This window comes from Streptomyces sp. 2131.1 (genome assembly GCF_900105515.1).
Classification (GTDB): Bacteria; Actinomycetota; Actinomycetes; order Streptomycetales; family Streptomycetaceae; genus Streptomyces; species Streptomyces drozdowiczii.
The window spans coordinates 5,139,340-5,152,335 of record NZ_FNSY01000001.1; the positions used below are offsets into that span (position 1 = coordinate 5,139,340).

7 protein-coding genes are annotated in these 12,996 nt (G+C 71.0%); 6 read left to right on the forward strand and 1 reads right to left on the reverse strand.

Annotated elements, in window-relative coordinates; all coding sequences use genetic code 11:
- Nucleotides 1–6: 6 nt before the first annotated feature.
- From BLW14_RS23105 to BLW14_RS23120, 4 genes are all read left to right on the forward strand, one after another.
- A complete protein-coding gene (locus tag BLW14_RS23105) occupies nucleotides 7–1,023 on the forward strand; it encodes a carbohydrate ABC transporter permease (protein WP_093709101.1) in 1,017 nt (338 codons plus the stop codon).
- Nucleotides 1,020–1,907, forward strand: coding sequence for a sugar ABC transporter permease (locus BLW14_RS23110; protein ID WP_093709102.1), 888 nt, complete (start codon nucleotides 1,020–1,022; stop codon nucleotides 1,905–1,907). The genes BLW14_RS23105 and BLW14_RS23110 overlap by 4 nt, the downstream gene beginning before the upstream one ends.
- A gap of 98 nt (nucleotides 1,908–2,005) precedes the next feature.
- Complete coding sequence (locus BLW14_RS23115; RefSeq protein WP_093709103.1) at nucleotides 2,006–3,682, forward strand: glycoside hydrolase family 13 protein; 1,677 nt, start codon at nucleotides 2,006–2,008, stop codon at nucleotides 3,680–3,682.
- Nucleotides 3,667–4,737, forward strand: a complete 1,071-nt coding sequence (locus BLW14_RS23120) for a LacI family DNA-binding transcriptional regulator (RefSeq protein ID WP_093709104.1) — start codon at nucleotides 3,667–3,669, stop codon at nucleotides 4,735–4,737. The genes BLW14_RS23115 and BLW14_RS23120 overlap by 16 nt, the downstream gene beginning before the upstream one ends.
- Before the next feature lie 62 nt (nucleotides 4,738–4,799).
- Here the strand turns inward: BLW14_RS23120 and BLW14_RS23125 are convergent, their stop codons facing one another.
- Nucleotides 4,800–5,294, reverse strand: a complete 495-nt coding sequence (locus tag BLW14_RS23125; RefSeq protein WP_256332866.1) for a DUF8017 domain-containing protein — start codon at nucleotides 5,292–5,294, stop codon at nucleotides 4,800–4,802.
- A gap of 432 nt (nucleotides 5,295–5,726) precedes the next feature.
- On the opposite strand from BLW14_RS23125, the gene BLW14_RS23130 reads away from it, so the two are divergent.
- Nucleotides 5,727–7,442 carry a carbohydrate-binding module family 20 domain-containing protein gene (locus BLW14_RS23130; RefSeq protein ID WP_093709105.1) on the forward strand — a complete coding sequence of 572 codons (1,716 nt, stop codon included), beginning with the start codon at nucleotides 5,727–5,729 and terminating at the stop codon, nucleotides 7,440–7,442.
- A 91-nt stretch (nucleotides 7,443–7,533) separates the two neighbouring features.
- On the forward strand, nucleotides 7,534–12,858 hold the full coding sequence (pulA, locus tag BLW14_RS23135) for a pullulanase-type alpha-1,6-glucosidase (RefSeq protein ID WP_093709106.1): 5,325 nt from the start codon (nucleotides 7,534–7,536) through the stop codon (nucleotides 12,856–12,858).
- Nucleotides 12,859–12,996: the final 138 nt, after the last annotated feature.

The following is a 12,996-nucleotide window of genomic DNA, read 5'->3' on the forward strand; positions in this document are numbered from 1 at the left end:
CGGCTGATGGCTGTCCACACCAGCCAGTCGGTGGTGAAGGCCGCGGGCGACGACGTCGCCCGCGGCCGGAGCCGCGGTACTGGTAACCCCCCGCCGCCGGGACGGATACGGCGGGCGCTGTCGACGCACTGGTACGCCTGGACGATGGTGGCCCCGGTCGTCGTCGTGATCGGCGTGATCATCGGTTACCCCCTGGTCCGCGGCATCTACCTGTCGCTGACCGACGCCAACGAGCGCAACGTCGCGCGGTCCATCGGTGTCAACCACCTGCCCGCCACGTACAAGTTCGTCGGCCTGGACAACTACACCGACGCACTCACCGGCGAACAGTTCCTCGGCACGCTCGGGTGGACCCTGGTGTGGACGGTCTCCTGCGTGACCATCACCTTCGCCCTCGGCATGGCGCTGGCGAACATCCTCAACCGGAAGATCGCCGGACGCTCCGCCTACCGGATGGCGCTCATCCTGCCCTGGGCCGTCCCCGGCTTCGTCTCCGTCTTCGCCTGGCGCTTCCTCTACAACAACGACCGCGGGCTGCTCAACAAGGTCCTCGCGGGCGGCGGTTTCGACGGGATCGACTGGCTGGGCGACCCCACGATCGCCAAGATCTCCGTCATCGTCGTCAACGTGTGGCTCGGCGTGCCGTTCATGATGGTCGCCCTGCTCGGCGGCCTCCAGTCCATTCCGAGCGAGCACTACGAGGCCGCGGAGATGGACGGCGCCACCGCCTGGCAGCGCTTCCGCCACGTCACGCTGCCCGGACTGCGGCCGGTCTCCACGACCGTCATCCTGCTCTCCACCATCTGGACCTTCAACATGTTCCCGGTGATCTTCCTGCTCACCCGCGGCGGACCCGGTGAAGCGACCCAGATCCTGGTGACCCAGGCGTACAAGTTCTCCTTCGAGATCAGCCCGCGCGACTTCGCGCAGTCCTCCACCTGGGGCGTGCTGATCCTCGTACTCCTGCTGATCTTCGCCACCATCTACCGGCGGGTCCTGCGCACTCAGGGAGATGACTGGTGACCACCACGACCACCCCCACCGCGCGCCACTCCGCGCCGCGCCCGGCCAAGGTGCGCAAGCGCGGGGAGCGTTCGCCGCTGGCCTCCACGGCCCTGCACCTCACGCTGATCGTCGCGTCCGTGATCGCGGTCTTCCCCGTGCTCTGGGTGCTGCTCACCTCGCTGAAGCCGGCCGCGCTCGCGACCACCACGGACTTCTTCAAGGAAACGACGTTCGAGAACTACACGAACCTGATCCAGGACACGAAGTTCCTGACCTGGTTCGGCAACTCGCTGATCGTCGCGGGCCTCACCACGCTCATCGGCGTCATCGTCTCCGCCTCCACCGGCTACGCCGTCAGCCGCTTCCGGTTCCCCGGCAAGCGCGGGCTGATGTGGACGCTGCTGATCACCCAGATGTTCCCGGTCGCCGTCCTCATCGTGCCGATCTACAACATCATGGCGGGTATGGGGCTGCTCAATAAGCCCGCCGGCCTCGTCATCACGTACCTGACCATCTCGGTGCCGTTCTGCGCCTGGATGATGAAGGGCTTCTTCGACACCATCCCGCGCGAGATCGACGAGTCGGGGCAGGTCGACGGCCTCACCCCGTTCGGCACGTTCTGGCGGCTCATCCTGCCGCTGGCCAAGCCCGGGCTCGCCGTCACCGCGTTCTACTCCTTCATCACCGCCTGGGGCGAGGTGGCGTACGCCTCCGCCTTCATGGTCGGCGAGGACAACCTCACCCTCGCGGGCGGACTCCAGCTGTTCGTCAACCAGTACGGCGCCCAGTGGGGCCCGATGACCGCCGCGTCCGTACTGATCGCGATACCCGCGGCGCTGGTGTTCCTCTTCGCCCAGAAGCACCTGGTCACCGGCATGTCCGCCGGAGCCGTCAAGGGCTGAGCACGCCCGTACGACCCGCACGCACGCACCAGTCACGGTGGCGCCGGTATCCCGACCCGGTCCCGGCGCCACCCCCACCCAGACACCCCAGGGACGACATGACCCAGCACCTCGCTGCCCCCTCCACCGGCACGTCCGACGAGGCCGCGGGCCACCGCACCGGCTGGTGGCAGGACGCGGTGATCTACCAGGTCTATCCGCGCAGCTTCGCCGACGGCAACGGTGACGGCATGGGCGATCTCGCAGGCGTACGCGGCCGGCTTCCGTACCTCAAGGAGCTCGGCGTCGACGCGGTCTGGCTCAGCCCGTTCTACGCGTCCCCGCAGGCCGACGCCGGCTACGACGTCGCCGACTACCGGGCCATCGACCCGATGTTCGGCAGCCTGCTGGACGCCGACGCGCTGATCCGCGACGCCCACGACCTCGGCCTGCGGATCATCGTCGACCTGGTGCCCAACCACTCATCCGACCAGCACGAGTGGTTCAAGCGCGCGCTCGCCGAGGGCCCCGGCTCCGCCCTGCGCGACCGCTACCACTTCCGCCCCGGCAAGGGCACCGACGGCGAACTCCCGCCCAACGACTGGGAGTCCATCTTCGGCGGCCCCGCCTGGACCCGCACGGTGAACCCGGACGGCACCCCCGGCGAGTGGTACCTCCACCTCTTCGCGCCCGAGCAGCCCGACTTCAACTGGGAGCACCCGGCCGTCGCCGACGAGTTCCGCTCGATCCTGCGTTTCTGGCTCGACATGGGCGTCGACGGCTTCCGCGTCGACGTCGCGCACGGCTTGGTCAAGGCCGAGGGGCTGCCGGACCTGGGCACCCACGACCAGCTGAAGCTGCTCGGAAACGATGTCATGCCGTTCTTCGACCAGGACGGCGTGCACGAGATCTACCGCAGCTGGCGCACCATCCTCGACGAGTACCCCGGTGACCGCATCGCCGTCGCCGAGGCGTGGACGCCCACCGTCGAGCGCACCGCCAACTACGTGCGCCCCGACGAGATGCACCAGGCGTTCAACTTCCAGTACCTGGCCACAGCCTGGGACGCCGCCGCGCTCCGCGAGGTCATCGACACCTCGCTCGACGCCATGCGCCCGGTCGGCGCCCCCACCACCTGGGTGCTCTCCAACCACGACGTCACCCGGCACGCCACCCGGTTCGCCAACCCCGCGGGCCTCGGCACCCAGATCCGCACCCCCGGCGACCGCGAGCTCGGCCTGCGCCGGGCCCGCGCGGCCAGCCTCCTGATGCTGGCGCTGCCCGGCTCCGCCTACGTCTACCAGGGCGAGGAGCTCGGCCTGCCCGACGTCACCGACCTGCCCGACGAGGCCCGCCAGGACCCGTCGTTCTTCCGGGCCGACGGCCAGGACGGCTTCCGCGACGGCTGCCGCGTCCCGATCCCGTGGACCCGCGAGGGCTCCTCGTACGGCTTCGGCGCGGGCGGCAGCTGGCTTCCGCAGCCCACCGGCTGGGGCGAGCTGAGCGTCGAGGCGCAGACCGGCGCGGCCGGCTCCACGCTGGAGCTGTACCGGGCCGCCATCGCCGCCCGCCGGGCGCACCCCGGCCTCGGCGCGGGCGCCGACGTCCGCTGGCTCGAAGCCCCGGCGGGGCTGCTGTCCTTCGCCCGCCCCGGGTTCGTGTGCACCGTCAACACCACGGGCGCCCCGGTCCGCATCCCCGTACAGGGCACGGTCCTGCTGTCCAGCGCCCCGGTAGAGACCGACGGCGACACGGTCGAGCTGCCCGCCGACACCACGGTGTGGTGGACGGTGTGACGACCGTCCCCCTGCCGCGGGGCCCCGGCGCGGGCGGTGCGCTGAGGCTGTCGGACATCGCCGGCCAGGCGTCCGTCAGCGAGGCCACCGTCAGCCGGGTCCTCAACGGCAAGCCGGGCGTCGCGGACACCACGCGTCAGCGGGTGCTCGCGGCGCTCGACATCCTGGGCTACGAACGGCCCGTGCGGCTGCGGCAGCGCAGCGCCGGGCTGATCGGGCTGGTGACCCCCGAGCTCACCAACCCGATCTTCCCGGCCTTCGCCCAGTCCGTGGAGCAGGTGCTCGCGGGCCACGGCTACACCCCGGTGCTCTGCACCCAGCTGCCCGGCGGCGCCACCGAGGACGAACTCGTCGAGCAGCTCGTCGAACGCGGCGTCGGCGGCATCGTCTTCCTCTCCGGGCTGCACGCCGACACCTCGGCCGACCCGGCGCGCTACGCCGCGCTGAGCGAGCGCGGGGTGCCGTTCGTCCTGATCAACGGCTACAACGAGCGCATCAGCGCCCCGTTCGTCTCGCCCGACGACACCGCCGCCGTGCGGATGGCCGTGAGCCATCTCGCCGAACTCGGCCACCGCCGGGTGGGCCTCGCCATAGGACCGCAGCGCTACGTCCCCTCCCGCCGGAAGCGGGACGGCTTCGTGGACGCGGCGGTCTCCGTGCTGGGCCTGGACCGCGCGGACGCCGAATCCCTGGTGTGCTCCACGCTGTTCAGCGTCGAGGGCGGCCAGGTCGCGGCCGGTGCGCTGCTGGACAGCGGCTGCACCGGCATCGTCTGCGGCAGCGACCTCATGGCGCTGGGCGTGGTCCGCGCGGCCCGGGACCGCGGGCTCGACGTGCCGCGCGACGTCTCGGTGGTGGGCTTCGACGACTCGCAGCTCATCGCGTTCACCGATCCGCCGCTGACCACGGTCCGCCAGCCGGTGCAGGCGATGGCGGCGGCCGCGGTGGGCGCGCTCCTGGAGGAGATCGGCGGCAGCCCCGTGCAGCGCACGGAGTACGTGTTCCAGCCGGAACTGGTGGTAAGGGGCTCGACGGCGGCGCTGAGGAGCGCCTGACGTCGTGGCGGGAACGGGTGCGGGGCCGGCCGGAGGGGGGCCGGCCCCGCACCCGTTCCCGCTCACGCCACCATCGCGACCAGCGGCTTCTCCTCGGGGTCGTCGTTCTCGGCGACGTAGCTCACCCAGTCCGAGGACTTCCGCGTCCAGGAGGCGGGCACGTCGAAGGTGATGCCGCGCTTGGCGTTGACCACCGTCTTCCAGCCGGCGGCGAGCGGGCCCGAACCTCCGCCCTCGCCCCGGTCGGTGCCTCCGTCGCCCGTCGAGGCGCTCGCGGTCGGGGTGAACGTCGGCTGCGGACCCGCCTCGTCGCCGCTGTCGTCGCGCAGTGTCAGGTAGCCCACCGCCGCGCAGGCCACGACGACCGCCGCGCAGACGGCCACCACGGCGACCGTGGTCCGGTTGCGGCGGGGGCGGGGCGGTTCGGGTGCGCCCAGGCCGACCGTGGGCGCCGCGTGCCGGTCGGGGCTGCCCCGGCCGGGCTGCGCGGGGGCCGAACCGTACGGCGTGCGCGGGGTGTTCGGCTGTTCGGGGGACGACTGTTCTCCTGGCCACATGGGGGCGAGCCCAGGGCCTGTCCGGCGGCGGGCCGGGGGGCGGGACGACACAGGAGAGGCACCGGAGGTCGACCCGGATTGGGCCGGCGGGGAGGTGTGACCGCCGGCGCCCCTCTTGTCCCTGACCGGCCCGGCCGGCCGGGCGCGTGGGGCCCGGGGTAACGGGACCCCCGGCCGACCGGACCGGAGTCGGGAGAAACGTAACAGGGCTGCAATGTCTTGCGTAAGAGCTTGCAGGAAGAAATCTGCGGTATTTCGAGGATGTGAGCGGGGGATGTCCAAAGGGTTGACCGGGACCTGTCGGGCTCGTACGGTCTCGCTGCGGCAAGGTTTGCATTCTTGCAGCAAGAACCTTCAGGAGCCTTGAGGGCAGGGCGCGTTGCCGATGAGGCTGCACCGTCACCCGCATTTCCCCCACAGCAGGAGGAAAACATGGCCAGCAGACCACTGTCTGCCGCGCTCGCCCTCGTCGCGGGAGCCGCCGCCCTCGTGGTCCCCGCCACGACGGCCGAGGCATCCGCCCCGGGCACCAAGGACGTCACCGCCGTCCTCTTCGAGTGGAAGTTCGACTCCGTCGCCAAGGCGTGTACGGACACCCTCGGCCCGGCCGGCTACGGCTTCGTCCAGGTCTCGCCGCCCCAGGAGCACATCCAGGGCGGCCAGTGGTGGACCTCGTACCAGCCGGTCAGCTACAAGATCGCCGGGCGGCTCGGGGACCGTACGTCCTTCGCCAACATGGTCAGCACCTGCCACAGTGCCGGCGTCAAGGTCGTCGCGGACTCCGTCATCAACCACATGACCAGCGGTTCGGGCACCGGCACGGGCGGTACCTCGTACACCAAGTACAACTACCCCGGGCTGTACTCCTCGGCCGACATGGACGACTGCACCGCCCAGATCAGCAACTACGGCGACCGCGCCAACGTCCAGAACTGCGAGCTCGTCGGGCTCGCCGACCTGGACACCGGTGAGGACTACGTACGCGGGAAGATCGCCGGCTACCTCAACGACCTCCTCTCGCTCGGCGTCGACGGATTCCGCATCGACGCGGCCAAGCACATGCCCGCCGGCGACCTCGCCAACATCAAGTCCCGGCTCAGCAACCCGGGCGTCTACTGGAAGCAGGAGGCGATCTACGGGGCCGGCGAGGCGGTCTCGCCCGACGAGTACACCGGCAACGGGGACGTCCAGGAGTTCCGCTACGCCCGCAGCCTCAAGCAGGTCTTCAACAACGAGAACCTCGCCAACCTGAAGAACTTCGGCGAGGGCTGGGGCTTCATGTCCTCCTCGAAGGCCGCGGTGTTCGTCGACAACCACGACACCGAGCGGGGCGGCGACACGCTGAACTACAAGGACGGCGCCAACTACACCCTCGCCAGCGTGTTCATGCTGGCCTGGCCCTACGGCTCGCCCGACGTCCACTCCGGCTACGAGTGGTCCGACAAGGACGCCGGCCCGCCCAACGGCGGCACGGTGAACGCCTGCTACAGCGACGGGTGGAAATGCCAGCACGCCTGGCGCGAGATCTCGTCCATGGTCGGCTTCCGCAACACCGCGCGCGGTGAGGCCGTCACCAACTGGTGGGACAACGGCGGCGACCGGATCGCCTTCGGGCGCGGCTCCAAGGCGTACGTCGCGATCAACCACGAGGGCTCCTCGCTGACGCGCACGTTCCAGACCTCGCTGCCCGCCGGCGACTACTGCGACGTCCAGTCCGGCAAGGGCGTCACGGTCAACGGCTCCGGCCAGTTCACCGCCACCCTCGGCGCCAACACCGCCCTGGCCCTGCACACCGGCGCCCGCACCTGTGGCGGCTCCTCCGGCACCACCGACCCCGGCACGGGGACCGGCACCTCCGGCGCCTCCTTCGGCGTCAACGCCACCACCCAGCTGGGCCAGAACATCTACGTCACCGGCAATCAGTCCGCGCTCGGCAACTGGAACACCGGCAGCGCGCTGAAGCTCGACCCGGCGACGTACCCGGTCTGGAAGCTCGACGTGGCCGTGCCCGCGGGCACCACGTTCGAGTACAAGTACATCCGCAAGGACGCGAGCGGCAACGTCACCTGGGAGAGCGGGGCCAACCGCACGGCCACGGTGCCGTCCTCCGGCAAGGTCACGCTGACCTCGGACGTCTGGCGCGGCTGAGACCCCCACCCCCCACCCGCCGGGCGGGCCGTCACCCCCACGCGGCCCGTCCGGCACCGCACACCCCCGTACCCCTGCGAGGAGAGTCCGAGTGAAACGTCCGTACCCGCGCGTGCCCGCACGCAGAACGGCGACCGCCGTCGTCGCGGCCGCCCTGTGCGCGGCCCTGGTGCCCGCGCTGCCCGCCGCCGCGGCCCGGCCGCCCGCCGCGCCCTCGGACGCCAAGCTGGCCGCCCAGGCCACCCGGCACGACCTGACCCGCGAGCAGTTCTACTTCGTGATGCCCGACCGGTTCGCCAACGGCGACACCGGCAACGACCGCGGCGGGCTGACCGGTTCGCGGCTGGAGACCGGGTACGACCCCACCGACAAGGGGTTCTACCAGGGCGGCGACCTCAAGGGGCTCACCGACCGGCTCGACTACATCAAGGGGCTCGGCACCACCGCCATCTGGCTCGCGCCGATCTTCAAGAACCGGCCCGTCCAGGGCACCGGCAAGGACGCATCGGCCGGCTACCACGGCTACTGGATCACCGACTTCACCCAGGTCGACCCGCACTTCGGCACCAACGCCGACCTGACGGAGCTGATCGACAAGGCCCACCGCAAGGGCATGAAGGTCTTCTTCGACGTCATCACCAACCACACCGCCGACACCGTCGACTACGCCGAGAAGACCTACGGCTACAGGTCCAAGGGCGCCTACCCCTACCTCGACCGCGACGGCCGCCCCTTCGACGACGCCGCCGGCATGGCGAGGACGGACGCCGACTCCTTCCCGTACAAGCCGGTGAGCGGCGGCGGCAAGACGCCGTCCTGGCTCAACGACCCGACGATGTACCACAACCGGGGCGACTCGACGTACGCCGGCGAGTCCACCACGTACGGCGACTTCTCCGGGCTCGACGACCTGTGGACCGAGCGCCCCGAGGTCGTCTCCGGCATGGAGAAGATCTACGAGAAGTGGGTCCGGGACTTCGATATCGACGGGTTCCGGATCGACACCGTGAAACACGTCGACATGGACTTCTGGACCCAGTGGGCGACCGCGCTCGACGCGTACGCGGCCAAGCACGGCCGCAAGGACTTCTTCATGTTCGGCGAGGTCTACTCCTCGGACACCGCCGTCACCTCGCCGTACGTCACCCAGGGCCGGCTGGACGCCACGCTCGACTTCCCGTTCCAGGAAGCGGCCCGCCAGTACGCCTCGCAGGGCGCCCCGGCCTCGAAGCTCGCCGCCGTCTTCGGCGACGACTACCGGTACACCACCGACAAGGCCAACGCCTACGAGCAGGTGACCTTCCTCGGCAACCACGACATGGGCCGCATCGGGAGCTTCCTCAAGCAGGACAACCCGCAGGCCGGTGACGCGGAGCTGGTCGAGCGCGCGGAGCTCGCCAACGAGCTGATGTTCCTCGGCCGGGGCAACCCCGTCGTCTACTACGGCGACGAGCAGGGCTTCACGGGCGCCGGCGGCGACAAGGACGCCCGCCAGACGATGTTCGCCTCGAAGACCGCCGACTACCTCGACGACGACGAGCTGGGCACCGACCGCACCCACGCCTCCGACGCGTACGACGAGACCCACCCGCTCTACCGGAACATCGCCGCCCTCTCGAAGCTGACCCGGGACAACCCGGCGCTCCGCGACGGCGTGCAGACCGAGCGGTACGCCGAGGGCTCCGTGTACGCCTTCTCGCGTACGGACGCCAAGCGCGGCCACGAGTACGTGGTCGCCGTCAACAACGGCACCTCCGCGAAGACCGTCGAGCTGCCCACCGGGTCCGCGCGGATGGACTTCCGCACCCTGTACGGCGGCTCCGGCACGGTCCGCAGTGGCGCCGACAAGAAGATCACGGTCACCGTCCCGGCCCTGTCGAGCCTCGTGCTCCGCGCCTCCGGGCCGCTCGCGGCCCCGGCGGCCAAGCCCTCCGCCACGCTGAAGGCCCCCGCCGCCGGCGCCACCGGCACCGTCGAGCTGACCGCCGACGTGGACGGCGGCTCCCTCAACCGGGTCGTCTTCGCCGCCCAGACCGGCAACGGCAAGTGGACCACCCTCGGCACCGCCGACCACGCCCCCTACAAGGTCACCCAGACGCTGAGCGACAGGACGGCCGCCGGCACGCCCCTGCGCTACAAGGCCCTCGTCGTCGACCGCACCGGCCGCACCGCGAGCGCCACCGCCTCGTCCACCGCCGGACAGGCGCCCGCCCCCGCCAAGCCCGTCGCCGTCGAACGCGACTACGCCGTCGTCCACTACAAGCGCGCCGACGGCGACTACGACGGCTGGCAGGTCAAGTCCGGCGGGGCGACCGCCGCGTTCACCGGGCGCGACGCGTACGGCGCGTTCGCCTGGATCAAGGTCCCCGAGGACGCCGCCACCGTCCCGTACACCGTCGAGAAGTCCGGCACCGCCGACGGGCCCGAGCGCACCGTCGACCTCGCGAAGACCGGTGAGGTGTGGATCGCGCAGGGCGAGGACGGCCAGGCCGGCACCGCGCCCGACGGCGCCTACCCGGCGCAGGACACCACCAAGGCCGTCCTGCACTACTACCGGGCCGACGGCGACTACGACGGCTGGGGCCTGCACACCTGGACCGGCGCCAAGGAGCCCACGGACTGGGCCAAGCCGCTCCAGCCCGTGAAGAAGGACGCCTCAGGCCTCACCTTCGAGGTCCCGCTCACCGACGGGGCGACCTCGCTCAGCTACATCCTGCACCGGGGCGACGAGAAGGACCTGCCCAGCGACCAGGCGCTCGACCTCGCCACGTACGGCCACGAGGTGTGGATGCTCGGCGGCCAGGGCGGCTACCTGCTCCCGCAGGCCGGAGGCGTCCCGACGCCCGACCTCGCCAAGGCCGAGGCGCAGTGGATCGACGCCGACACCGTCGTCTGGAAGGTGAAGACCACCGAGGCCACCAGCCAGCAGCTCGTCTACGCGAAGAACGGCGGCATCACCGTCACCGACGGCGCCCTGAGCGACGAGGGCCAGTGGCTGCGCCTCACCCCGTCCGCGCTCACCGACGCCCAGAAGGCGAAGTACCCGCACCTCAAGGACTACCCCGCCTTCACCGTCGACGCCCGCGACCGCGACCGCGTCCGCGAGGCCCTGCGCGGCCAGCTCATCGCCACCCAGCGCGCCGCGAACGGCGCCCTGCTCGCCGCCACCGGAGTGCAGAGCGCCGGAGTGCTCGACGACCTCTACGGCGCGAAGGCGAGCGGCGCCGCCCTCGGCCCGGTCTTCCGGCACGGCACCCCCACCCTCTCGGTGTGGGCGCCCACCGCCCGTACCGTCTCCCTCGAACTCGACGGCCGGACCGTCCCCATGCGGCGCGACGACCGCACCGGCGTCTGGTCCGTCACCGGGAGGAAGAGCTGGAACGGCAAGCCCTACCGGTACGTCGTGAACGTCTGGGCGCCCACCGTCCAGAAGCTCGTCACCAACAAGGTCACCGACCCCTACTCCACCGCCCTGACCACCGACTCCGCCCGCAGCCTCGTCGTCGACCTGGAGGACCGCAGCCTCGCCCCCAAGGGCTGGGACACCCTCCGCAAGCCCGCCGCCGTGCCGCTGCGCGACGCGCAGATCCAGGAACTCCAGATCCGCGACTTCTCCATCGCGGACCCCACCTCGAAGCACCCCGGTGAGTACCTGGCGTTCACCGACACCCGCTCCGACGGGATGAAGCACCTCAAGCAGCTCGCGGACTCCGGCACGAGCTACGTCCACCTGCTGCCCGCCTTCGACATCGGCACCATCCCCGAGAAGAAGAAGGACCAGGCAGTGCCCGCCTGTGACCTGTCCGTCTACGCCCCCGACTCCGCCGAGCAGCAGGCCTGCGTGGCCAAGGCCGCCGCGAAGGACGGTTTCAACTGGGGCTACGACCCGCTGCACTACACCGTTCCCGAGGGCAGCTACGCCTCCGACCCGGACGGCACCGAGCGCACGGTCGAGTTCCGGCGCATGGTCCAGGGCCTCAACGGCGCCGGACTGCGGACCGTCATGGACGTCGTCTACAACCACACCGTCGCCTCCGGCCAGGACGACAAATCCGTCCTCGACCGGATCGTGCCCGGCTACTACCAGCGGCTCCTGGAGGACGGCACCGTCGCCACCTCCACCTGCTGCGCCAACACCGCCCCCGAGAACACCATGATGGGCAAGCTCGTCGTGGACTCGGTGGTCACCTGGGCCAAGGAGTACAAGGTCGACGGCTTCCGCTTCGACCTGATGGGCCACCACCCCAAGGCCAACATCCTGGCCGTCCGCAAGGCCCTCGACGCGCTGACCACCGCCAGGGACGGCGTGGACGGCAAGAAGATCATCCTGTACGGGGAGGGCTGGAACTTCGGGGAGATCGCCGACGACGCCCGCTTCGTCCAGGCCACCCAGAAGAACATGGCCGGCACCGGCATCGCCACCTTCTCCGACCGGGCCCGCGACGCCGTGCGCGGCGGCTCCCCGTTCGACGAGGACCCCGGCGTCCAGGGCTTCGCCACCGGCCTCTACACCGACCCCAACACCTCCACCGCCAACGGTACGCGGGCCGAGCAGAAGGCCCGCCTGCTGCACTACCAGGACCTGATCAAGGTCGGCCTCACCGGTAACCTCGCCGACTACACCTTCACCGACACCTCCGGAAACACCGTCAAGGGCTCCGGCGTCGACTACAACGGGGCCCCGGCCGGCTACGCCGCCGCCCCCGGCGACGCCCTCGCCTACGCGGACGCCCACGACAACGAGTCCCTGTACGACGCGCTCGCGTTCAAGCTCCCGGCGGGCACCTCCGCCGCCGACCGGGCCCGCATGCAGGTCCTGGCCATGGCGACGGCGACCCTCTCGCAGGGCCCCGCGCTCTCCCAGGCCGGCACGGACCTGCTGCGCTCCAAGTCGCTGGACCGCAACTCCTTCGACAGCGGCGACTGGTTCAACGCCCTGCACTGGGACTGCCGGGCCGGCAACGGCTTCGGGCGCGGACTGCCGCCGGCCGCGGACAACGAGGCCAAGTGGCCCTACGCCGAGCCGCTGCTGACCAACGCGAAGGCCACCCCGGGCTGCGCGCAGATCAACGGCGCCTCGGCCGCGTACCAGGACCTGCTCACCCTGCGCACCACGGAGCCGGACTTCGATCTGGCCTCAGCCGCGCAGGTGCGGTCCCGGCTCTCCTTCCCGCTCTCCGGCAAGGACGAGACCCCGGGCGTGATCACCATGCGGCTCGGCAAGCTCGTCGTCGTGTTCAACGCGGCCCCCGGCACCACCACCCAGAAGGTCGCCGAGCTCGCCGGCAAGGACTACGCCCTGCACCCCGTCCAGGCGAAGGGCGCGGATTCTACCGTCAAGGAGTCCTCGTACGAGCGGAGTTCGGGCAGCTTCACCGTTCCGGGACGCACGGTGGCGGTGTTCACCCTGCGCTGACCCCGACAGGACTACCGTATGGGCAGCCGCCCGGAAGTGCCGTTCCACCGCACCCGACGGGCACGCTCCCACTCCACCCGGCCGGCCCCGGTCCCCGCATCCGCGCGGGGGCCGGGGCCGGCCGCTCCACCTGCGCAG

Excerpts from the sequence above, each read along its gene's own strand:
- BLW14_RS23105 (WP_093709101.1), top strand. The coding sequence starts at position 7 with ATGGCTGTCCACACCAGCCAGTCGGTGGTGAAGGCCGCGGGCGACGAC.
- BLW14_RS23115 (WP_093709103.1), top strand. The coding sequence starts at position 2,006 with ATGACCCAGCACCTCGCTGCCCCCTCCACCGGCACGTCCGACGAGGCC.
- BLW14_RS23125 (WP_256332866.1), bottom strand. The coding sequence starts at position 5,294 with ATGTGGCCAGGAGAACAGTCGTCCCCCGAACAGCCGAACACCCCGCGC.
- BLW14_RS23130 (WP_093709105.1), top strand. The coding sequence starts at position 5,727 with ATGGCCAGCAGACCACTGTCTGCCGCGCTCGCCCTCGTCGCGGGAGCC.